The organism is Oscillatoria sp. HE19RPO, from assembly GCF_024220515.1.
Lineage (GTDB): Bacteria > Cyanobacteriota > Cyanobacteriia > Cyanobacteriales > Laspinemataceae > Laspinema.
The window spans coordinates 1-22,374 of record NZ_JAMXOT010000007.1; the positions used below are offsets into that span (position 1 = coordinate 1).

General features: G+C 48.8%; 18 protein-coding genes. 6 read left to right on the top strand and 12 right to left on the bottom strand.

The features are described from left to right. Window positions 1–87 precede the first annotated feature (87 nt). From hemB to rpsF, 4 genes are all read right to left on the bottom strand, one after another. A complete protein-coding gene (hemB, locus tag NG833_RS00565) occupies window positions 88–1,077 on the bottom strand; it encodes a porphobilinogen synthase (RefSeq protein WP_254563385.1) in 990 nt (329 codons plus the stop codon). A gap of 562 nt (window positions 1,078–1,639) precedes the next feature. Continuing rightward, window positions 1,640–1,927, bottom strand: a complete 288-nt coding sequence (gene rpmA, locus NG833_RS00570) for a 50S ribosomal protein L27 (RefSeq protein WP_015146648.1) — start codon at window positions 1,925–1,927, stop codon at window positions 1,640–1,642. 142 nt (window positions 1,928–2,069) lie between these two features. Continuing rightward, window positions 2,070–2,453 carry a 50S ribosomal protein L21 gene (gene rplU, locus NG833_RS00575; protein WP_254563386.1) on the bottom strand — a complete coding sequence of 128 codons (384 nt, stop codon included), beginning with the start codon at window positions 2,451–2,453 and terminating at the stop codon, window positions 2,070–2,072. 211 nt (window positions 2,454–2,664) lie between these two features. Next, complete coding sequence (gene rpsF, locus NG833_RS00580) at window positions 2,665–2,994, bottom strand: 30S ribosomal protein S6 (protein ID WP_254563387.1); 330 nt, start codon at window positions 2,992–2,994, stop codon at window positions 2,665–2,667. A gap of 699 nt (window positions 2,995–3,693) precedes the next feature. Between rpsF and NG833_RS00585 the strand changes: the two genes are divergently transcribed. Further along, window positions 3,694–4,485, top strand: coding sequence for a fumarylacetoacetate hydrolase family protein (locus NG833_RS00585; protein ID WP_254563388.1), 792 nt, complete (start codon window positions 3,694–3,696; stop codon window positions 4,483–4,485). 63 nt (window positions 4,486–4,548) lie between these two features. On the opposite strand, the gene NG833_RS00590 is transcribed toward NG833_RS00585, so the two are convergent. The 4 genes from NG833_RS00590 to NG833_RS00605 all read right to left on the bottom strand — a co-directional run bounded on the left by NG833_RS00590 (window position 4,549) and on the right by NG833_RS00605 (window position 8,948). Then, on the bottom strand, window positions 4,549–5,022 hold the full coding sequence (locus NG833_RS00590; protein ID WP_254563389.1) for a Tic20 family protein: 474 nt from the start codon (window positions 5,020–5,022) through the stop codon (window positions 4,549–4,551). A 277-nt stretch (window positions 5,023–5,299) separates the two neighbouring features. Beyond that, entirely contained in the window at window positions 5,300–7,663 is a 2,364-nt protein-coding gene (locus tag NG833_RS00595; RefSeq protein ID WP_254563390.1) for a C39 family peptidase, read from the bottom strand. Between the two features lie 337 nt (window positions 7,664–8,000). Next, a complete protein-coding gene (locus NG833_RS00600) occupies window positions 8,001–8,435 on the bottom strand; it encodes a peroxiredoxin (RefSeq protein ID WP_254563391.1) in 435 nt (144 codons plus the stop codon). A gap of 72 nt (window positions 8,436–8,507) precedes the next feature. Continuing rightward, complete coding sequence (locus NG833_RS00605; RefSeq protein WP_254563392.1) at window positions 8,508–8,948, bottom strand: peroxiredoxin; 441 nt, start codon at window positions 8,946–8,948, stop codon at window positions 8,508–8,510. 413 nt (window positions 8,949–9,361) lie between these two features. Here NG833_RS00605 and NG833_RS00610 point away from each other — a divergent pair, with 413 nt between their 5' ends. The 4 genes from NG833_RS00610 to NG833_RS00625 all read left to right on the top strand — a co-directional run bounded on the left by NG833_RS00610 (window position 9,362) and on the right by NG833_RS00625 (window position 13,736). Continuing rightward, window positions 9,362–9,775: an Npun_F0494 family protein gene (locus NG833_RS00610; RefSeq protein WP_254563393.1), complete on the top strand. Its 414-nt coding sequence runs from the start codon at window positions 9,362–9,364 to the stop codon at window positions 9,773–9,775. 28 nt (window positions 9,776–9,803) lie between these two features. Next, a complete protein-coding gene (gene cobQ / locus NG833_RS00615) occupies window positions 9,804–11,285 on the top strand; it encodes a cobyric acid synthase CobQ (RefSeq protein ID WP_254563394.1) in 1,482 nt (493 codons plus the stop codon). Window positions 11,286–11,383: 98 nt separating this feature from the next. Beyond that, the gene (locus NG833_RS00620; protein WP_254563395.1) at window positions 11,384–11,623 is read left to right on the top strand and encodes a 2Fe-2S iron-sulfur cluster binding domain-containing protein; all 240 of its coding nucleotides are present in this window, start codon (window positions 11,384–11,386) and stop codon (window positions 11,621–11,623) included. A 301-nt stretch (window positions 11,624–11,924) separates the two neighbouring features. Continuing rightward, window positions 11,925–13,736, top strand: a complete 1,812-nt coding sequence (locus tag NG833_RS00625) for a CBS domain-containing protein (RefSeq protein ID WP_254563396.1) — start codon at window positions 11,925–11,927, stop codon at window positions 13,734–13,736. 28 nt (window positions 13,737–13,764) lie between these two features. Here NG833_RS00625 and NG833_RS00630 read toward each other — a convergent pair whose 3' ends face one another. From NG833_RS00630 to NG833_RS00645, 4 genes are all read right to left on the bottom strand, one after another. Then, window positions 13,765–14,214 (bottom strand): SRPBCC family protein, encoded by a 450-nt coding sequence (locus tag NG833_RS00630; protein ID WP_254563397.1) that lies wholly within the window; start codon window positions 14,212–14,214, stop codon window positions 13,765–13,767. A gap of 317 nt (window positions 14,215–14,531) precedes the next feature. Then, window positions 14,532–15,986, bottom strand: coding sequence for a 9,9'-di-cis-zeta-carotene desaturase (zds, locus tag NG833_RS00635; protein ID WP_254563398.1), 1,455 nt, complete (start codon window positions 15,984–15,986; stop codon window positions 14,532–14,534). Window positions 15,987–16,535: 549 nt separating this feature from the next. Beyond that, complete coding sequence (locus NG833_RS00640; protein WP_254563399.1) at window positions 16,536–17,927, bottom strand: malic enzyme-like NAD(P)-binding protein; 1,392 nt, start codon at window positions 17,925–17,927, stop codon at window positions 16,536–16,538. A 638-nt stretch (window positions 17,928–18,565) separates the two neighbouring features. After that, a complete protein-coding gene (locus NG833_RS00645; RefSeq protein WP_254563400.1) occupies window positions 18,566–21,079 on the bottom strand; it encodes an MASE1 domain-containing protein in 2,514 nt (837 codons plus the stop codon). 813 nt (window positions 21,080–21,892) lie between these two features. Here NG833_RS00645 and NG833_RS00650 point away from each other — a divergent pair. Beyond that, window positions 21,893–22,093, top strand: a complete 201-nt coding sequence (locus tag NG833_RS00650; RefSeq protein WP_254563401.1) for a hypothetical protein — start codon at window positions 21,893–21,895, stop codon at window positions 22,091–22,093. Window positions 22,094–22,374: the final 281 nt, after the last annotated feature.

Genomic DNA, 22,374 nt, shown 5'->3' on the forward strand with positions numbered 1-22,374 from the left:
TGCGCCCCTACACTTCCTTTCAGTTGAACGGTTGGATGATTTATTTTTTGTAATCCCCTTAAAAGAGAGTTTTTAGAAACCGATCGCTTACGACTGGTTTGCCAGCCAACGGGCCGCATCTTTCGCATGGTAGGTGAGAATCAGGTCCGCACCAGCGCGCTTGAAGCCGGTTAAGGTTTCTAAGACGACTCGTTCCTCATCAATCCAGCCATTGAGGGCAGCAGCTTTAACCATCGCATATTCCCCAGAGACGTTATAAGCGGCAACAGGCAGGTTACTCGCCTGTTTGACGCGCCAGATAATATCCATATAGGCGAGGGCTGGTTTAACCATCAGCATATCCGCCCCTTCCTGGATATCCAGTTCAATTTCAGTCAGGGCCTCGCGACCATTAGCCGGATCCATTTGATAGGTGCGCCGATCGCCAAATTGGGGAGAGGAATCTGCCGCATCTCGGAACGGGCCATAATAGGCGGAGGCATATTTCGCCGCATAAGACAGGATGGGAATATCTTCAAATCCCGCCCCATCTAATCCAGACCGGATTGCCTGAACAAAGCCATCCATCATCCCGGACGGTGCGATGATATCTGCACCAGCATTCGCTTGGGCGATCGCCGTTTTCTTCAGCAACTCCAGGGTGGGATCGTTGAGCACCCGCCCCATTAAATCCCCCACTTCTAAATAGCCGCAATGTCCATGACTGGTGTACTCACACAGACAGGTATCCACGATTACGAGGAGTTCGGGAACCGCTGCTTTCACCGCAGCAGTTGCTTTCTGGACAATTCCGCAATCATGCCAAGCGCCGGTTGCCTCAGTATCTTTGTCCTCGGGAATGCCAAACAGGATAATGGCGGGAATGCCTAAGTCATAGACTTCTTTAGCTTCTTCGACAATTTTATCCACCGAGAGTTGATAGACTCCTGGCATGGATGTGACTTCCTTCGCAACAGATTCCCCTGGGACGGCGAACAGGGGATAGATTAAGTCGCTGGTGGTGAGGAGATTTTCCCGCACCATTCGGCGGAGTTGGGGGTGCTGACGCAAACGGCGAGGGCGATGAGTTGGAAACATAGCTGAATTTAAAGAAGGAATACGCGATTGTTTCAACACTTCAGTCTAAAGTTATCTGGCGATCGCTGGCGCATTTAGTTACGTTTTGTAACATCTGGTTTCCTGGCGATGGGTAAGTTTATTACGGTGGGGGATACGAAATCCGGTTGTAATACTCCATTCAGTTGTTAAAGGTCTGCAAAAACCCACACCCTGAAGGGTGGGGCTACAGGGACAAAGCCCGCCTGCGCGGGCTAAAACCGAAAACCGACTTTTACCCACCGGATTTGGTAGAATACTCCATTCAGTTGTTAAAGGTCTGCAAAAACCCACACCCTGAAGGGTGGGGCTACAGGGACAAAGCCCGCCTGCGCGGGCTAAAACCGAAAACCGACTTTTACCCACCGGATTTGGTATAAAAGACCTATTTTACTCTTCAGCCTGCGTAGGCAGGCTTCGTCCGTATAGCCCCACCCTTCAGGGTGTGGGTTTTTATTGTTGTTTGTCAGAAAAAAGCATGAAAAAAAGGGCAGACGCGATCGCATCTGCCCTCTTGTTAATCCCTTGGACTGGATTAAGCCATTTATGCTTCCACTGCCACGGGTTCTGCCGTTGCTGCCACTGCATAAACGCTGATTTTTTTACCACTCTTGCCCTTGCGTTCAAAAGTGACAACCCCATCAATCAGGGCAAACAAAGTATCATCGCTGCCGCGCCCGACATTTTGTCCAGGGTGAAACTTGGTGCCGCGCTGACGGACTAGGATATTTCCGGCGCGGACGACTTGACCCCCGTAGCGCTTGACGCCAAGACGCTGGGCATTAGAGTCACGTCCGTTGCGTGTACTACCCGTACCTTTCTTATGAGCCATAGTTCCTCTGTGTTACTTCAGTCATTTCAGGATTAAATCTTGGGAAAGGGTAGCACCGGGAAGGGCTCAATGGGAGAGTCCGTTGTCTGGACTGCGCCATCGCTTAATGCCCCTCCAACTGACTCCTCAATTCCCTCTGTTCTTATTCTGCCTCAGTTGAGGGGGTAGATGAGGCTGGGGTGTTATTTTCAGCCGATGCTAACACCGCCCCATTCAAGCTGATCGAGTCGATCATCAGCCGAGTGATTTCTTGGCGATGTCCGCGTTTTTTGCGGGTTTTCTTTTTGGGTTTCATCTTATAGACGATCACCTTGCGACCCCGGTAATGCTGCATGACGGTCGCTTGGAGGGTCGCGCCTTCTACAAAGGGTTGACCGATATGAACCTGGTCCTCATGCTGAATCAGTAAGAGATTTTCCAGGGTAATGCTTTCTTCGGCATCTACAGGAAGTAACTCGATGTCGTAGAAACGACCGGGTTCTACTCGCAGTTGTTTGCCGCCGGTTTCGATAATTGCGTAAGTCATAGAATTCTGGTGGAGTGTGCCGTACAGGTAGCGAGTTGATCGGTCTATAGATGAGCGATCGCCCCCGCTTTTATCAGGGCTGAACCTGATCCGAGCTTAATATAGACAGCCAATCTTTTATAGTTGCACGATCGCCTTGAGCCTGTCAATGAATTGGCAAGGACGAGGGATGCAACCGTTTGGAGGGGAGGGTTGCTAGAGTGGCAACAGATTAAGCGGTTGCCTCAACCTCTTCTTCCTCCTCGACTTCCCGAACGGGTTGCTTGATGGTGAGATAGCGGATCACGTCTTCACTCAACCGCATGGCGCGTTCTAAGGGGGCCACTTGGCTGCCATCACATTCATAGTTCATTTGAATGTAAATGCCATCGCGATGCTTGCCGATTTCATAGGCAAGGCGACGCTTACCCCGGTGTTGGGTCTCAACAGTGGTGACCCCATTTTCTTGGAGTAAGCCTTGATATTTGGCGATCGCCGCATCGGTGAGTTCCTCACCGAGGTCGGGACGCAGGATGTACATGGTTTCGTAAATATACCGCATTGAAGAAAATCTCCTTATGGACTAAATGGCTTCTTCGCTCTAGGCGCGATTCTGCTGCACAGACGCTTCGCGATCGCCCGCCGATCTTGTCAAACTGGCTGTGGTTTGGCCATTGTTGTGAAGAAGCAAGGCATGACAAGGTTCAGGGAGTCTCTCCCTTTTCGCCTTGATTTTACGCGCAATTTTTTATCTTATCATATCGGTTTCGGATTTCTGCACCCGGGTTCAAAAAAGTCCTGTGGCATTGATGGCATTGATGGCAGGCGATCGCCTGGGACAATCCGGTGATACCAAATCCGGTGGGTAAAAGTAGGTTTTCGCTTCAGCCCGCGCAGGCATCGCTTCGTCCGCAAGTGCCTCCGGGCTTGAGCCTGTGGGGTTTTCTGATTTCTCTAGGCACCTGAGTTCATCAGTCCTCGAAACCCCTGTGTGAGCCCGCTCCCGAATTTGCTACTTCACTCTTGTAGTCACAACAACCCCAAGGCAGAGTGATAGTTTTTTTATTTAACAGGAGTGAAGTGATGAGATATTTTTTTTAGATGTGATGACAAAAGGAGATCTTTTTAACCCAAGGACAGGATACCATTTGGGGCGATGAAGAGGGTGCTAAAGAAGTGCTTAAGACTAATTCTAAAACTCCTAAGACTAGGGTCAGAAGAGCCAAACATCACACTACGACAGAGGGCATAAATCAACGTTATGGCACAGCGCTACGTCCGAATCCAAACCCCAGAGGGACGGATTTACTATGGATTACTTCAATTGAGTAGAGGCGTTCAGTTGCTTGATGCGCCTCCCTGGTTAAAGGGACAACCGACTGAACGGTTCCTAGAACCAGAAACGTACAGGCTTTTAGCGCCTTGCGTTCCATCAAAAATTGTCGCCGTCGGCAAAAATTATGCAGATCATGCCGCTGAAATGGGAACGCCGGTTCCGAGAGAACCCCTACTCTTTTTGAAACCCCCGACTGCCGTGATTGCCGATGGAGACGCGATCGCCTATCCGCCTCAGTCTGAGCGGGTTGATTATGAGGGAGAATTGGCCCTTGTGATTGGAGAACGGTGCGTCGATTGTACGCCGGAGGAGGCAACGGGGAAAATTTGGGGATACACCATTGCCAATGATGTGACGGCGAGGGACTTACAAAAAAAAGATGGTCAATGGACGCGAGGCAAGGGATTTGATACCTTTTGTCCCCTGGGACCTTGGATTGTCCGAGAAGTCAGTCCAGGAGCGGGTTTACAGACTTTTGTCAATGATGCCCCTGAACCTGTGCAATCGAGCGTCATTGATAATATGGTGTTTCCCCCGGATGTTTTGGTTTCCTATATTTCTCAAGTGATGACCCTACTTCCTGGAGATGTGGTATTGACCGGAACCCCGGAAGGGATAGGGCCATTGCAAGTGGGCGATCGCGTCCGGGTGGAAATCGAAGGCATTGGCAGCTTAGAAAATACCGTCAGGCAACGTCTTACCCCATTGGTTCTATAGTCAGTCAGTCACTCGTCGGCTGCCTAAATTGCTGCACCAGCAGCCACTGGCTGCTGGTCAGTTCTAGCGAACCTGCATATGCACCGCTTCAGAAATCGTCGGAATTTCTGCATAGCGCCCTAACAAGGACTGCACCACCGAGTAAACCACCGCTGCGATCGTTCCCAAAAACAGCATATTAAACAGGGTCTGCACTGCCAAGGTAGGGAGGGCCTTCCCGAGCAGTTCCACCACCAAACCCGTGATGGCTAAGATAATATTCAGCAGAATCGCCTGCATGGTATTAAACCGAATGAAGCGACTGATATTGTCATTTCTAACCACGGCAAACAGCAGGACGAAAAAGATAATCAGTCCCGCAAATGGAATGCCATAATACAGGCTCATTAAAGGTTGTAGAGGGACAAAGAAGATTGAGAGAAAGGGAAACTCTCTGAACAAAAATATCCCAAATTGCACCGCCACAATCAGGGGCAGTAGGTAGGGCAAACTCGCAAAAATGCGATCGGGTACCGGGGTAGCACTGTTCCAACTCATCGCTTGAATCTCCTGAGTGTCAATGATGCATACTTAAATCGTCTCTAAGCTCAGGATAACGCAGGCAGAGGATATGAGAGTTAAGATTTTAGAGTCGGGATCCGCTGTGCCTGGATAACAATACCAACTCAAATCCCAGCATCTAGGGACTGATGAACAGAGAAACGGGAGGGCGATCGCACCCTCCCGTTCCTAAATTTTACCCCGCCCCATTGGTCTTTTAGAGCAATTGTAGGGTGGGCAATGCCCACCGTAATTATGTTGGGCAATGCCCAACCTACTTCTGAATCGAATGGATCCAAACATTGCCATCAGGACCACAAACCCGGTCCATATAGCTGTAGGGATACATCAACCGGCGTCCTTCCAAATGGCTATAACCCGTCAGTGCATCTCCCCAAGGGTCTTGCACAATATACCCTTGTCGGTTATAGCCGATAATCGTGATAATATGCCCCGTTGCCGTAAAGTATCCCGCAATCACCACCGGACGGCGATTAATCAGCTCATTCTTCACATCGGACCAGGTACTGGTGGTGCTAAAGCTATGCTTAAACCCATAGGCGCGGACCATCGCCGATAAAACACTGTGATCCGTTTGGGACCCGACTCCGGCATAGTTGAAACACCATTGCAGCAGTTCATCCTCCAACTGACCCCCGCGCTTGGACCGGATGCCATAGTAATGAAACACCATCGCGATCGAGGTCACATTGCAGGTAGACCAATAGTAGCGAGGATTATCCCGTTGGGAAAAATACGGCACATTCAGTTCGATGTGATTCGGAACTGGATCAAAGGTGCGACCCCCACGCTGCATCAGCAGATGTCCCGGAAACAGAAAACCCGTATTTCCAAACCCGGGAAACTCTTCCGTTAACGACGCTTTCAAATGTCCCGATTCGATCGCATAACTCGCCACCCCATACACCCGTCCCAGGGGTAAAGTCACCTTATCCGTCCCACTCAACCGCGCCGCATCCACGGGTTGTTTCTTAAACACCGTCGTTTGCCGAATCGTCGCCGTCAACGCATCAGAATCATACGACACCACCTGATTCCGATTCTTAATTTGAACGTGCTGCCAATACACATACCCCACATTCCCAAAACCGGGAATCGATTCACTCAAAGTCACCCGGAAATGTCCCTTTGTACAGGCATATCCCGTAATTCCCAAAGTTTTACCCAGCAGCAACTCGGCTTTTTGCACCGCAGCCAGATTCGCTGAATCCACAGGTTGCGCCTTAATTAACGTGGTTTTTGTAACCAACATTTGGGCGGGAGTTCCAGAAATTTGGACATCCTCAATATTAAAGTTGAAGACTTTACTGCCTTTGCTGAGTTGAACATGACCTTCATAAAAATAGCCAAACTCACCAATCGGTTGAATCGGACTATCGAGGGTGACCTTGAGATGACCATCTAACAATCCATAACGGCTGACTTTAACCGTCATGCCTGCCTTAACTAAGACTTTTTGCTGGGTATTCAGACTACCCGAATCCACTGGAGAAACCTTAAAAAAGGTGTCCTGCTGAATTGTTAACGTTAAAGCTTCGCCCACCGTTGCCGGATCTGTGGTGACCGTAATATTAATCACGTCCGACCCAATCAATTGACCCTGAGCATTGGTTCCTTTGAGGCGTAACCACCGCGCACCTGCCCCACTAAATCCATTGGTCAGATTCACTTGCCAAGTGCCTGCACTGGGATTTAATTGGACCGGCAGGGAAAATTTATCTTCAGCGGATAAGCTGACCGTGGTAATTTTCTGGGGTTCATAAGTGCCTTTGAGAATCACAGGTTTTTCGACTAAAACTTCCGTCGGACCTTGATAGCTGAGGCCAAACCCGGTACTAATTACAGTATTGCCCCGATTTAATTGGACAAAATCGGGGAAAAGATAGCCGGTATTGCCAAATTGCGGCAGGTTTTCAGTCAGGGAAATTTTTAAATGTCCCGCTTCCATTGCATAGCTGGCTACGCCATAAATCTCACCGGATTTGAGGGAATAGAGTTCTTCCGGAGGGAGTTGGCTAGAGTCAATGGGTTGTTTTTTGAAGGGGTTGTTTTGGAGAACAGTTAGGGTAATGGCGTTGGGGTCGTAGTCGATCGCCAAGCCATCTTTTTTGAGACTAACATGGGGATGATAAAGATAACCCCGGTTGCCAAATCCCGGAATTTCTTCGGAGAGGGAAACTAGAAAATGGCTAGAAACGCAAGCATGGCCCGTGATTAAAAAAGTTTGACCCGCTTGCAGTTCGGCTTGTTCGCGATCGCTCAGTTGCGAGGAGTCTTCCGGTTTGGCTTTGATTTTGGTGCTTTCTAGGATGGTTAGCAACCCAAAACCGGGCGGGGGTTCGACGGAGTTACCGCTGTTGAAGGTACAGTTAACCAGGTTGGGAATGAGTTCGATGTGTTTTTCATAAAAGTAGCCCGTTTCACCCACTGGGGCGATTCCTTGGGCTAATTGCACTCGGAAATGACCGGCGCTCAATTCATAGCTTTTAATTTCAACAGTTTCTCCCGCTTTGACCGCTACTTTTTGGGTAGCAGTTAAGCTAGAGGAGGATGCAGTGGACACTTTTAAAAAAGTGTCATGGAGAATTTTTAAAGTGAAGGATTGGCCTAAACTCATCGGTTCTGCTCACAGTAATATCAACAGGAGGAAGACTTCCTGCCTACCCCATAAGACCCTGTTACTTGTGAGCCTAGATTCTATCCGGAATAATCTTTTTTCCTCAGTTATCCTGATGGATTTAGGGGATTCATTGTGTAGCGATTAAATCCCCGGGACCAGAAACCGGGTTTTTTGCCTAAATTTACGGCAATTTGCCAAAACTTCGGTTAAAAACCCGGTTTCTCACCGGGAAGGATTAAGAAACCGGGTTTTTGCTTAAATTGGCGGCAATTTGCCAAAACTTGTTTAAAAACCCGGTTTCTAATCTGGACTTTACCTCCCAGGGGGTTAGAAATTAGGAGGCGGCAGCTAGAATATCTTGAGCATGGCTGCTGGTGTTAACTTGATCGTAAACTTGAGCGATTTTGCCCTCGCTATCAATCACGTAGGTGACTCGCTGAGAATAGTTGCCACTCTCGACATCATAAGCCTTGGTAATGGCACCATCGACATCAGCTAGGAGTTGGAAGGGCAACCCATATTTTTCGGTAAAGAGTTTGTGAGATGCTTCATCATCGCGACTGACTCCTAAAACCACCATTTCTTTGCTTTGATACTCAGAATAGCTATCCCGGAACCCTTGGGCTTCTTTCGTGCAACCGGGGGTGTCATCTTTGGGATAAAAATACAAGACAACGGTTTTGCCTTTGAATTGGGAGAGGGTAACCGTGTTGCCGTTGGTATCTTTGACCGTGAAATCTGGGGCAATGGTGCCGAGTGCTAAAGTCATGGATGCTGTATTCTCCTGAATGTTAAGACTTAATGGGTATTGTAACCGGGCGATCGCCCTTTTGAGTCGATTTTAATGGATGGCGGCGAGAATATCGGGACCGTGGGTTTCAGTATTGAGATTGTCCCCTTCGTAAACTTGGGAGATCTTGCCGATCGCGTCAATGGTGTAGGTGACCCGCTTGGCTTTCTCACCCTTTTCTACGTCATAAGCTTTGGTAATCGAACCATCAGTATCCGCTAATAAGGGAAAGGGAAGATTAAACTTTTGGGTAAATTTTTGATGAGACGCTTCATCATCTCGGCTGACTCCTAATACGGCGATATCTTTGTTTCTAAATTCGGAATAGGAGTCGCGAAAACTACAGGCTTCTTTGGTACAGCCCGGAGTATCATCTTTGGGGTAAAAGTACAATACTAGGGTTTTTCCGGCAAAATCCGAGAGTTTGACGAGGTTGCCATTGGTATCTCTGGCGGTAAATGCCGGGGCTGCTGTGCCAACAGGTAAGGTCATAAATGTTGTTTTTTCCTAACTTTGATGTGTTGTGATTTTATCATAAAAGATTGATTTTGACAATGAAAAAAGATGCAGTTAAGGGGGAGATTTCCGTACTCAATTGTTTGAAGATGGAATGACTCATCCAAATGGGAAAGGGTGAGGGAGGCGATCGCCTCTGAGGGAAGCCAGGTTCTTGAAAATGCTGGTCAAAAGCCTGTCAAAAGTCCCTGGGGCGATTTGGGAGAATTTGCGTTATCAGTTTTGGGTCATTTTGTCAATCTAAATGAGACCCGGGCAAGGGGTCTAAAATCAGGCGACTCATGGGAATCCGCTGTACATTTTATGTTCGACGATGCTCAAATCAAGGGCTGGAGAGGGTAAGATCGGAGTTAATCTAAAACTATATAGGCCCTAGTCGTCCGATCGCCATGACTGCCGTTCAACCCCAGAAAACCCACCCCATTGCATATCCCCAACGCACCTTAAAACGGGCGGCTCGGGGGATGAAGTGTTTGCCCTTTAAACTAGAATTATTTGTGACCATGCGCGATCGCAGCGTGCCGTTATTGGCAATCGTCGATGCAGTCGGCGTCGAAAACCACTATACGCGATCGCCGATCAACGAACGAAGCGTAGAAAACAGCCTGTTATGGCTGATCCAACTGGGCGTATTGCGTCGAGAAGTCGATGGTCAAGGGATTACCGATAGTTTCCGCCTCACTCCCTTGGGACGGCAACTGGTGGCGGAATGGGAACAGTCCCCAGGGGAAATTCCACCCCCATCCTGGGGCGATCGCCTTTATAATTTCCTCAATCGTTGGGTGCGATTTCCAACCTTCTAGCAAAACCACAACAGACATTTCTGCCATTATGAAAGCCATTATGGTTGTTGGGACCACCTCCCACGCCGGGAAATCCGCGATCGCCACGGCCCTCTGCCGAATCCTCTATCGTCGAGGAATGCGTGTCGCCCCGTTTAAAGGACAAAACATGGCCTTAAATGCCTACGTTACCCTCAAAGGTGGAGAAATCGGCTACGCGCAAGCAGTGCAAGCCTGGGCTGCCGGAATTGCCCCGGAAGTGGAAATGAACCCAATTTTATTAAAACCCCAAGGGGATATGACGTCCCAAGTCATCCTCAGAGGAAAACCCGAAGGCAAAGTTGGCGCAGCAGAATATTATGAAAAGTTTTTTGATCGGGGTTGGAATGCGATCGTTGAGTCTTTGAACTCCCTGGCCAAAGAATTTGATATCATCATCTGTGAAGGGGCCGGAAGTCCCGCAGAAATCAACCTCAAACATCGAGATTTAACGAATATGCGCGTTGCCAAACATCTCAACGCGCCCACTGTCCTGGTGGTCGATATTGACCGAGGCGGTGCATTTGCTCATGTGGTTGGCACCTTAGCCTTATTAGACCCAGAAGAACGCGCCTTAATTCGGGGGGTTGTCATTAATAAGTTTAGAGGACAGCGATCGCTTCTCGACTCGGGCATTACCTGGTTAGAGGAATACACCGGCATTCCCGTCCTCGGGGTGATTCCTTGGATCTCAGAAATGTTTCCCGCAGAAGACTCCCTCAGTTTATTAAATCCTCCCACTCACAAAGCTGAGAGTGAAATTACCATTGCAGTGATTCGCTTACCGAGAATTTCTAACTTTACGGATTTCGACCCCTTAGAAGCCGAACCGAGTGTCACACTCAAATATATCAGTCCCAAACAATCTTTGGGCTATCCTGATGCGGTGATTATCCCCGGTTCTAAAACAACAATTGCCGATTTGCTCGTGCTGAAACAAACGGGGATGGCGGAGGAGTTGCAAAACTATGTGGCTGGAGGCGGAACGGTTTTAGGCATTTGTGGCGGATACCAAATGTTGGGCCAAATTGTGGCGGACCCGGAAGGCGTTGAAGGCGTCGAAGGACGATTTGAAGGGTTGAATCTATTGCCGATTAAAACCGTGATTACCAATCATAAAGTGTCCCGACAACGAGTGGTTAATTCTCATTATCCCACCCCGGGTTTACCCGTGACGGGTTATGAAATTCATCAGGGTCGGACGCAACCGAGCGAACGGGTGAATGGCGCGTTATCTCCAGATATTAAACCTCTATTTGATGATTTGAATTTGGGGCTGGTAGATAAAGAGCAATCGGTTTGGGGTTGCTATTTGCATGGGCTATTTGATAATGGACCTTGGCGGCGGGCTTGGTTAAATCGTCTCCGCAATCAAAGAGGGTTAAAATCTTTACCCACAGGGATTGCTAACTACCGAGACCAACGAGAAGAAATTATTGATGCTTTGGCAACGATTGTCGAAGCCCATTTAGATTTAACTCCCTTGTTATAAGGACCGGACCCTGGGTGGGCAAGAGGAGAAGAGAACAGGAGTCCGGGGTGGAGCGAGTGGGGAACAATGAATAATTACCCTTCACAAGAGCTAAAATTATGAGCATAGATGTTATTTTTTTACCCGATCGCATTACAGTCAAAGCAGAGGTTGGAGAACCTTTACTAGAGGTGGCGAAACGGGCCGGAATTACGATTCCGACCGGATGTTTGATGGGGTCTTGTCATGCTTGCGAAGTCGAAATTGATGGCGATCGCACCGTTTGTTCCTGTATTTCTGGCGTGCCTGGGGGTCAAGAACAGGTCACCATTAATGTCTATATTGACCCGACCTGGTAAAGGGTAAATCTCACCCCCTGCAATCTTCATCCTCAATCCCTTTCCCAACCCTTCGACTTAGCTCAGGAGGAGAGGGACTTTGATTTTGCTCCCTTTCTCCCATTGGGTGAGAAGGGTTGGTCTGATCAGAACAGAATTGTGGTAAATTGACTGAACATCCCTGGTCTTAGGTTAAAGGGTTAAAGATTTTAAATTTGAGAAAATTCTAGCTTATCTTAGAAAGAAGCACCCCTGGTGATTCCGATGCCTTGGACTCCGAGCGCCCTTCTGTGGGTCCCCTTCAGCCTTCTGTCGAGTTACTATGCTGCAACCTAATCATTTACCCTTCTATTCCCCAGACTTAGAACAAGCGATCAACCGATCGCCGATGGTCGTTTCTCCGGATACCCGCCTGATTGATGTCATTACCCAAATGGCTCACGCTAGAGCCAGTTGCGCCCTCACCGATGTGACTGCATCAATGGCATTCAGTCCCCTGGATGACGTGGGAGACGGCTGTGTATTGGTGATGGAGGGTAAGCAATTACGGGGAATTTTTAGCGAACGGGATGTGGTGCATCTGTGTGCGGCAGGGGTGAAAATTATAGATATCACCATTGCCGAAGTCATGACAACGGAGGTGATTACCTTAGTTCAGTCGGAGTTTCGGGACCTGTTTCAAGTCCTCTCCCTGATGCAGAAACATGGCATTCGTCACTTGCCCTTGGTCGATGCAACGGGTCAAGTGTTAGGAACTTTGAGTCATGGTAGTATCCGAAAAGTGCTACAGCCGGTCAATCTCCTCAAGGCGCGATCGGTTTTAGAGGTGATGACTCGCGGGGTGGTGACGGCACCCCCGACTGCATCCTTGTTGTCCCTGGCGGAATTAATGTCTCGGAATAAAGTTAGCTGTGTGGTGATCGCCCAGATGCCAGAAACCCTGAACTCTGACCTCACCGAGGGTCCCCTTCACGGCGTCCCGATTTCTCCCCCCAAATCGGACCCTCAATCCGAGAGTCGTCGGGAACCCGGACCCATCGCTGTCGGAATGGTGACGGAACGGGACCTCGTGCAATTTCATGCCCTGGATCTGGATTTGAACAGCACCTCAGCGGCGATCGTCATGAGTCAACCGTTATTTTCACTCAAACCCGACGACTCCCTCTGGAACGCTCATCAGATGATGAAACAGTGGTCTGTGCGCCGGTTGGTTGTCGTCTCTGAACAGAGGGAACTGTTAGGAATTGTCACCCAATCTACCCTCCTGCAAGCCTTTGATCCAATGGAAATGTATCGGGTGATTGAGATGTTACAACAATCCGTTGAAGAACAGCTCGTTGAACTCACCGAGACGAACGAACTCTTGCAAAAAGAGATTGTAGAACGTCAACAAGCTCAGGAAGAATTAAATCTAGCTCTTGCCCAAGAAAAGGAACTGAATGAACTAAAATCGAGCTTCACTTCAATGGTGACTCACGAATTTAGGAATCCCCTCACCTCGATTTTATGTGCATCCCAATTATTGGAAAGATTTGCAGACAAAATAACCGAAGAACAACGGTTTAGCTACCTGCAAATGATCCAGAAAACTGCTGAATATATGGACCAAATGATTGATGATTTGCTCGTTCTGGGTCAGGTCGAGAATCAAAAATTGGAGTATGAACCGCACCCCCTAGATTTAGTCAAATTCTGTCAGGATTTGGTCGAAGAACGGGAATTTAGCGATATCGAACATCATGCTATTATTTTTCAGTCAGTCGGTTCGACTGACGATGCCTGTCTTGATGAAAAACTCCTGCGCTACATTCTCGGCAATTTGCTCACCAATGCTTGCAAATATTCCCCTTCTAATAACCCGATTTATTTTGATTTAATTTGTCAAGACAATCAGGCTATTTTTAAAATTCGTGATGCCGGAATTGGCATTCCGATAGAGGACCGTAAACGCTTGTTCCAGTCCTTCCACCGGGCGAGAAATGTAGGTAAAATACCGGGAACGGGTCTGGGACTGACGATTGTGAAAAACTGCGTAGAAGCCCATCACGGTGAAATTTCCGTAGAAAGTGAAGTCAATGTGGGGACGACCTTTACGGTAACTTTACCCTTAACTCCAGCATCAGCGGTGGATTGAAGGATAAGACTGAGAGTTCCCGGTGCGATTACGGTTGAGAATAGTCGGCGATCGCATATTCCCGAAATCGTTCTAAATCCGCTTGAATCGTGGATTCTACCACACGACCCAAAAATAAATTATCCATAATCTGTCCCAGAATCCCGGGAATGGCATAGGCGACGGTGAGCTTAACCACACTGCCTTCTTGATGGCGATCGTAAAAGCGAATTGCCCCACGATTCGGCAATCCATCCACTGATTCCCACTGAATAATCTGATTCGGTACAATTTTCAAAATCCGAGACAGCCAACTAAATTCAAATCCCCCAGAGGCTAATTTCCACCGCGATAATTCCGGGTCTTCCTCTAATATCTGCACCGATTCAATCCATTTCATCCAGCGCGGCATCTGCTCTAAATCCGACCACAGACCCCACACATGATCAATCGGAGTATTAACTTCTACTAAGACGCTATGTTCTAACCAGTTTGTCATCAGAATTTAAAGGTTTAATATTGATAGATAACCAACAACCCACACCCTAAAGGGTGGGGCTATACAGACGAAGCCTGCCTACGCAGGCTAAAGAATAAAATGGGTTTTTGACTTACGCAGATATTGAGAATCAACCCTAAATGTAGAGGCGATTCGCGAATCGCCTCTACATTTAGGGCGGGTTCGGAAAATATCTGTAAGTCCTGCGGTTATGAAAAGTTGTTTTTAATAGACTAGCCCGCGCAGGCGGGCTTCGTCCGTATAGCCCCACCCTTTAGGGTGCGGGCGTTTACTTTAATTAACCGATCGCCAAGGGTTTAGGACTCCTTTGTTAATTCATTCACCCGCCCTAAAATCGCTTTTGCCGCTTGCCGTCCCGAAAGAGTAGCCCCTTCCATACTGTCAATATAATCCTGTTGGGTATAGCTTCCGGCGAGGAAGAAATTCCCCACGGGAGTCTGTTGCGCGGGCCGATAGGGGTCCATCCCTGGGGCTTCCCGATAGAGGGATTGCGCCAACTTGACCACACTGTACCAGGTCATATTTAAGTCTCGGGACGAGGGAAATAGCTCATGCACTTGATTCAGAACATGATTGGCGATCGCCTCGTTACTCTGCTTAATAAACGGATCTCCCGGCGTCAACACCAACTGCATCAACGAACCCTCCCCTTGGCGATAATAATCCGAAGGCGAAGTCAAGGCCAAATCTGCAAAACAAGAAAAGTCTGCATCCGGGGTATAAAGCAGATTGTCAATTCCTGCCGCTTCCTCCACCTGCTGACGCTTACTTGCATCATGCAATTCCGTTACCCACCCATCAAAGCGCAATTGCACCGTCGCCACGGGCACCGCGTCAAGTTTGTAGATATTATCGAACTCCGGCCATTTACGCCATGCCGGGGGTAAGACTTTTTGAATGCCGGGGATATCACAGGCGAAGACATAAGCATCCGCAGTCATGGTTTCTTCCGTTTCCCCTTGCGCCACAATCAATCCCGTGACTTCTGTTTCTCCACTCTCTTCAGAAAACAGAATTTCCCGGACTCGGCGTCGGGTATGGATTTTAGCGCCTCTGGCTTCTAAATATTTGAGAATCGGTTGATGGAGGTAGGTATCGGGGGACCCTTCTAACATCCGCAGGACCGACGCTTCCGTTTTTGCAGCAAAAAACTGGAAAATAGTCAGCATACAGCGGGCGGAAATGTTTTCCGTGTCGATAAAACCCAAGGCGTAGGCGATCGGGTTCCACATCCGCTTGAGACTGCCATTAGAACCGCCATGTTTGCGGAACCAGTCGGCGAAGCTGATGCGATCGAGGTTGCGAATTGTTTTCATCGCCCCATCGAAGTCCACCAAACCCCGGACAATCGGGCTAGTACCCAGAGCGATCGCATTGGTGAGTTTATCTTGTACCGAGAGTTGAGAGGTGGTGAAAAAGGCTTTTAAACCGTTGAAGGGTGCGCCGGTAATAAACCGAAAATCCAGTTCCCCGGTTTTGCCACCCTCGTTGATAAAGATATGAGTATGGTCTTTCAGGCGCAAGCTGTCGATTGCCCCTACTTTTTTCATTAAGTCGAAGAGGTTGTAATAGCAGCCGAAAAAGACGTGCAATCCCATTTCCACGTGATTGCCCTCGGCATCTACCCAACTGCCGACTTTCCCGCCGACAAAGGGACGAGACTCGAAGATTTCCACTTCGTGACCCGCATCAACTAACTCAATGGCGGTGGACATTCCGGCTAGTCCCGCCCCTGCGATCGCTACCCGCATTCTGCCTATCCTGTAATGGTTCTTTACAGATTGTAATATAAGTGGCGATCGCAGCACCATCCCAGATCAGGTTGCGAGGGGGAGATGGAGGAAATTGTTCGTAGTAACGACTTCAGTCGTTACCGCGTTACTTGGCTTCAGCCAAGTAACGCACCCATTTCCGGATCCTCCAGTTCCCAAACAGGCGCTTAAGCCCCTCCTGGTGAGTGTCACGGCTTCAGCCATAAAACGACAGCAAGTCGGGACGTTGAACATCAAGAGAACGACTGAAGTCGTTACTACGAACGGGGAATAACGACTGAAGTCGTTACTACGAACATCCACCCCATCTCCCCCATCTCCCCCATCTCCCCCATCTCCCCCATCTCCCCCATCTCCCCCATCTCCCCCATCTCCCCGGTTGCGATGTGATGGCGATTTGGGCCCAGGGGGCTATAAAAAACCCGCACCCTTGAGGGTGTGGGTTTTTAAAAGTCTCTCTGAGCCCGCGCAGGCGGGCTTTGTCCGTATAGCCCCACCCTTGAGGGTGCGGGTTGTTATTGTGCAAACTTAATGGCGGGCGGAACCTTCTTGACGCGCTGCCTGTTGGACTGCGGCGGAGACTGCGGTGACTACGCGATCGTCGAACACGGAGGGAATGATATTTTCCCGGCTGAGATCCGAGGGTTTGACCAAGGAGGCGATCGCCTTAGCAGCTTCCAGATACATGGTTTCGGTAATCGTATGGGCCCGACAATCGAGCGCCCCCCGGAAGATGCCGGGAAATGCCAAAACGTTGTTAATTTGGTTAGGATAATCGCTACGTCCCGTGGCAATCACGGCGACATCATCCATGACTAATTCTGGTTGAATTTCGGGGATGGGATTTGCCATTGCAAAGACGATCGGATCCGGTGCCATTGAGCGCACCATTTCCGGCGTTAATACTCCCGGGACGCTGACGCCGATAAACATATCCGTTCCTTTAATCGCATCGGCTAAGTTGCCGCCTTTTTCTACGGCAAATTCGCGTTTTTCGTCGTTTAAATCGGTGCGATCGTGACTGAGGATGCCTTTGGAGTCACATAAGGTCATATAGCGGGCACCGGCTTGGCGTAATAAGCGGGCGATCGCCACCCCAGCGGCCCCGGCCCCATTCATGACAATCCGGATATCTTCCATCGCTTTCCCCACCAATTTCAAGGCATTGATAGAGGCGGCGAGGGTGACGATCGCCGTTCCATGTTGGTCATCATGAAACACCGGAATATCCAATTCTCGGCGCAAGCGCGCTTCAATCTCGAAACAGCGGGGGGAACTAATATCTTCTAAATTCACCCCGCCAAATACCGTGGCAATCCGTTTGACCGTTTCTACAATTTCGTCACTATCTTGGGTGTCTAAACAGATAGGAAATGCATCAATTCCGGCAAAGGCTTTAAATAACATTGCCTTGCCTTCCATGACGGGGAGTGCGCCTCCGGGACCGAGATTGCCTAAGCCTAACACTGCCGAACCATCAGTGACGATCGCCACGGTATTTTGCTTGATGGTCAGATTGTAGAGTTGTTCTGGATGGTTAGCGATTTCCATACAAATTCGCCCAACTCCCGGGGTATAGGCCATCGCTAAATCGGCTTGAGTTTTGAGGGCAATTTTATTTTCGATGGTAATTTTTCCGCCACGATGCAGGTTAAAGGTGCGATCGTAAACGTTGAGAACTTTAATGTCTGAGATGCCCTTGATTTTTTGGACAATCTCTTCGGCGTGTTCGCTACTAGAAGCATCGACGGTAATATCCCGAGTCGTATGAGCCAGGGTTTGTTCGATCAAGTCGATTTGGCCGAGATTCCCCCCAACCGAGGCGATCGCCTGGGTCACGGTGGCCAGGGTTCCGGCTCGGTTGAGAAGTTGCAAGCGAATCGTTACGCTAAAGCTAGAATTGGGTGTTAATGTGACCATCTTACTGCTGTTGTCCTCCAACAATTCACCAAACCTATTAGACGCTCCGTCGCGCCTGCCGGTTTTTTTTCCATCAAGGCTAATATTTTATCCTGATTTGCTGCTTCATGACGTCAGCAAAACTCTAAATTATGGGCTAATTTTGATAATTCTCAAATCCCAGTTATTCTCAGGTTTTAAGACAAAATATTAAGTATTTCTAAGGAGCAATAATAAATGTTAAATTTTTTAGGGATTTTCGAGATTAATCGGGAGTGTCATCACAAAAAAAGTCGGCAACGACAACGGGTAGAACTGTTCGGGTAATGATCGGGGATCTTAGATCCTCGGTATAGCATGAAAGAGCCAAGACCAGAAACCCGGTTTCTTTCTTCAGGGGTAACGACGCACAGTTTGTTTTGACTTGGGAAGCATCTCAAGAAGGCCTCAAAGGGGAATTTATACCTCTTGCTCCCCCTGACCTCGTAGGGAAGGGGGCACCGGCGGTTAGGTCTATGAGCCTTCTTGAGATGCTCCCTTGACTTGTGGATTGAGCCAGAAACAGGGAACACCCCTGAAGGGGTCAGGGGTGACCCAGTGGCTAAAATTCTTTGCAAATTTGAACTACGGCAGCTTACCCACTTAACCGATCTGAGGTGTCAACCGGATAACGGATCATCCCCCTCAACCATCGCTTCTTCATCTTCCCGAGATACAATCGGAGCAACGACAGTTGCCGGTAGCCACAGGGTAAATTGCGACCCCTGACCTAACTCGCTTTCGACTTTAATATCTCCCCCCATCATTTGACAGAATTTCTGGGTAATCGTCAAACCCAAACCCGTCCCTCCATATTTGCGAGTCGTCGAGGCATCGGCTTGAGTAAAGGGTTTAAACACCTGCTCCAACTGTTCCCGAGTCATGCCAATCCCAGTATCTTTGACGCGGAAGAAAATCCACTCTTGACCTGCGACTTCATAAGGGGAACGGGCTGTTAGAGAAGAATCTTCCCCTTTTAAGGGTTTTTCCCGGGTGCGCCTTACCCGCAGTTCAATCTTGCCTTGTTTCGTAAATTTAGCCGCATTGCTCATTAAATTGAGGAGCATTTGCCGCACCTTAGTAATATCAGCATGAAAGGGGCCGATATCTTCCGGGCATTCAATCACTAACTGATTGCCATTTTTATCAATTAGGGGTTGAATGGTCGTCACCACTTCCCAAATTAGGGTATCAATGGCAAAGGTTTCTAATTCCAAACTCATCCGACCGGCTTCAATCTTGGAGAGGTCGAGGATATCACTAATTAATGAGAGTAACTGTTTTCCGGCTCCGTGAATTTTTTGCAGGTCGGGAATGAAATCGGATTGACCCAAATCTTCGGCATCTTCTTGGAGAATTTCGCTGTAACCGATGATGGCATTGAGGGGGGTTCGCAGTTCGTGACTCATATTCGCGAGAAAGGCGCTCTTAGCGAGGTTCGCTGCTTCTGCGGCTTCTTTCGCTTTGCGGAATTCGTCAGCGCGTTTGCGTTCGGTGTTGTCACTGACCATTGTCAGCAGACAGGGTTCTCCTTCGAGATCAATCGGTTCAATGGACAGCAGCGCATCGCGAATTTCTCCAGATTGGTTGCGAAATTGGAGTTCGAGGTCTCGGATTGAGCCCAATTGCTCTAATTTACTGAGCACTTGGTTGAGGTAATCTCCTTGATGGACCCAGACATCGAGTTCTTCCCAAGTTTTGCCGATCGCTTCTGCGGGAGCATACCCCAGTAGCTGCAAAAAAGTGTGATTCACATCCACAAACCGGCCTTCAGCCCGGGTACTGATGCTGATCCCCAAGGGGCTGGCTTGAAAGGCTTTCGAGAATCGTTCCTCACTGGCGCGTAAGGCGGCTTCGGCCCGAATCCGAGGGGTGATATCTTGAACGGTTGCGGTAATCCGCAACGGACTAATTTCGCACTGTTCATGAACGATGCGATCTTCCCCATCCCGGCGTAAAAGTCGATATTCCAGGGAGTAGGGTTGATCTTCTGTGATGGCTTTTTTAAAGGCTTTGCGGACTTCGGTGCGATCGCTCGGATGAACGTATTTGAGAAACTGTTCGTGATTCGGTGCAAAGCTATCCGGTTCTTCTCCCAGAATCCGATAAATTTCATCGGACCAATGGAGCAATTTGCGATCGCGGTCTAAATCCCAGTTACCCACCTGGGCGATTCTTTGAGCATTATTCAGCCGTTCTTCCCCCTGGCGAAGCAATTCTTCCGCTTGTCGCCTTCTAGCCATGACTGCGGCAAAAATCAGGGCTGTAGCGGCCACTACTCCCATAAAGATTTGCAGGGAAAAAAGGGCTTGTTCGACATTACTGGCGTGTTTGAGAAAGGGTCCACTTTCTCGGGCTACCCCCCAAATTGCCATCGTCGCTACTAACAGGTTCGCGAGTACCGTCCCGCGCAACTCAAAGCGTAGGGCCACCCACATCACCAGGGGAAAGGGTAAATATTCTAGGGGATAGTCGGCAATATAAACCCGGGTTCGCGAACAAAACACCACCCAACTGATGGTGAGGAGCAAGATGGAGAGGACGATGATTTCTAAGATTTTGGCAAGTAAGACCCACCCTTTAGATTGGATATCACTCTTGCGGAATCGGCTCCAAGTTAAGAGGATTGGGGCGATTAATAATACTCCCATTGCATCTTCTAACCACCACATTTCCCACTGGGTTGACGCTTCAGTCCAGGTTTGCAGTCCAGCCCGGGTCAGGATCGCGACAGAGACGCTGGGGTTTATGATGGTCGAGAGGATTGCGCCGATGCCGATGAATGAACCCACATCCCGCAGCCGTTCCAGGGCCGGATCAAACTCAACCCTTTGCAGGAGACGCTTCCCTACTATGGCTTGAACTACGCAGGCGATCGCCCCAACACCCGCTACCCAGTAGGGCATTCCCTGGGATTGGGCATATAAAAACGCCCCCAGTGCCACCCCGGGCCAAACTTTCACCCCATATAACACCAGTCCAGCCAAGGCAACTCCAGCCGGTGGCCCAAAGGGTAACAGATTTTGATCCAATCCTGGAATCCAAATGGCTAAAAGCGCCGCAAGCAAGTAAGTTGCAGCCAGTATGCCTATCGGGGTCAAGTATTGCCAGAACCGTCCCTGGGTCGGAATCATAAGTTTTTGATTCAAGGGTTGAGTGGGGAGTTTAAAAAACAAACGCTAACTGACGAGAACTAGCGATGAAAGCCGCCAGACTGGAGTGGGCGGATAGAATGTGCATCGCCGAGTTTAAACCGCCCCCTTCAAGGTTATGATAGCCGATTTAGGTAATAGAATTCAGATCGTTCTATAGCGCCTCTTGCCGCAGTCTGACCGCAGAATTGATCCGTGGGAGGATCTTGCTCCCTACTCCCGATCCGGAGCAAGATGCTCCCATTCTGTTGATAAATTGTTCAATTCATTTAGACTCGCAATATTCAGGCTAACAAACCGTTATTCTCTCTGACAAAAACTTTCCACCTTTCTCGACTCTGGGTCAATCCTCGATTTGACTGACTCGTTCGGTCCCTGACTCCCGGGCTTCAATAGGGTCCAGCTCCTGGTTCTCCTTTGGTCCGGCCCAACCTGATGCTGATATTCCATCGCCTCGTTACTTTGGCAACTCTTTTTTTTAAGGGATTTCCGGTTCCTACTTAACCAGCAATTGGTCAAGGTTTTGCTTGAATTTATCCCCTTAAATTAAATTTTAAAAAGTTCACCCGCTCTCAAATTCAATCTTTAATCTCTACTCCTGAAATTGCTCCAACTAGAGGGGGCGGACAATTCTCGGTGATAGTTTTGATCCGAAGGTGTTTCCCGGGATCATCGGATGCAAATCACGCAATGGACCGATCGATATCACTTGAGCATCGGGTATGCGATCGCAGTCAAAGCCTTAAAAACGGGTCATATTAGATATAGACCCTCCCAAATTTAACATCTTCAATCATGAATACTCACTCTTTAATTCCTCCCACCAATCTTTCCGAACTCTTCTTTCAAATTTATTGGTCAGGACGACTCACCCCGGAACACCGACAATATCTTAGAGCAATCCTCTTACAAGAGAGTCTCAGCGAAGAAGAACAAAGCTCGATTAATCGCCTGATCTACGCTGTCCGCCGGGGATGGTTAAAATTAACGGACTAACTGGCCTAGAATGATTTCCGGTTTTTCTGTTTCTGCTTTTTTTATGGCATCCGATCCGTTTAAAAACAAGATATAAAATTTCAATAGAAAAAGAATCAAGAAAGACCCGTTTGGGTGACAGGTGATCTGTTGTACCGCTGATGTCACAACTCCCCCTCATTAGATTTGAACCTGAGTATCTTATACGGAATCCGGTTGTAATAGGTCTATAAAAACGAGCCACCTCAAGCAGTATTTGTAGGGGCGCTTCGGGAAGCGCCTCCACGGGCGCTTCCCGAAGC

Bases quoted from the DNA above. Each gene is read 5' to 3' on its own strand.
- hemB (WP_254563385.1), bottom strand. From the start codon at position 1,077: ATGTTTCCAACTCATCGCCCTCGCCGTTTGCGTCAGCACCCCCAACTC.
- rpmA (WP_015146648.1), bottom strand. From the start codon at position 1,927: ATGGCTCATAAGAAAGGTACGGGTAGTACACGCAACGGACGTGACTCT.
- rplU (WP_254563386.1), bottom strand. From the start codon at position 2,453: ATGACTTACGCAATTATCGAAACCGGCGGCAAACAACTGCGAGTAGAA.
- rpsF (WP_254563387.1), bottom strand. From the start codon at position 2,994: ATGCGGTATATTTACGAAACCATGTACATCCTGCGTCCCGACCTCGGT.
- NG833_RS00585 (WP_254563388.1), top strand. From the start codon at position 3,694: ATGGCACAGCGCTACGTCCGAATCCAAACCCCAGAGGGACGGATTTAC.
- NG833_RS00590 (WP_254563389.1), bottom strand. From the start codon at position 5,022: ATGAGTTGGAACAGTGCTACCCCGGTACCCGATCGCATTTTTGCGAGT.
- NG833_RS00595 (WP_254563390.1), bottom strand. From the start codon at position 7,663: ATGAGTTTAGGCCAATCCTTCACTTTAAAAATTCTCCATGACACTTTT.
- NG833_RS00600 (WP_254563391.1), bottom strand. From the start codon at position 8,435: ATGACTTTAGCACTCGGCACCATTGCCCCAGATTTCACGGTCAAAGAT.
- NG833_RS00605 (WP_254563392.1), bottom strand. From the start codon at position 8,948: ATGACCTTACCTGTTGGCACAGCAGCCCCGGCATTTACCGCCAGAGAT.
- NG833_RS00610 (WP_254563393.1), top strand. From the start codon at position 9,362: ATGACTGCCGTTCAACCCCAGAAAACCCACCCCATTGCATATCCCCAA.
- cobQ (WP_254563394.1), top strand. From the start codon at position 9,804: ATGAAAGCCATTATGGTTGTTGGGACCACCTCCCACGCCGGGAAATCC.
- NG833_RS00620 (WP_254563395.1), top strand. From the start codon at position 11,384: ATGAGCATAGATGTTATTTTTTTACCCGATCGCATTACAGTCAAAGCA.
- NG833_RS00625 (WP_254563396.1), top strand. From the start codon at position 11,925: ATGCTGCAACCTAATCATTTACCCTTCTATTCCCCAGACTTAGAACAA.
- NG833_RS00630 (WP_254563397.1), bottom strand. From the start codon at position 14,214: ATGACAAACTGGTTAGAACATAGCGTCTTAGTAGAAGTTAATACTCCG.
- zds (WP_254563398.1), bottom strand. From the start codon at position 15,986: ATGCGGGTAGCGATCGCAGGGGCGGGACTAGCCGGAATGTCCACCGCC.
- NG833_RS00640 (WP_254563399.1), bottom strand. From the start codon at position 17,927: ATGGTCACATTAACACCCAATTCTAGCTTTAGCGTAACGATTCGCTTG.
- NG833_RS00645 (WP_254563400.1), bottom strand. From the start codon at position 21,079: ATGATTCCGACCCAGGGACGGTTCTGGCAATACTTGACCCCGATAGGC.
- NG833_RS00650 (WP_254563401.1), top strand. From the start codon at position 21,893: ATGAATACTCACTCTTTAATTCCTCCCACCAATCTTTCCGAACTCTTC.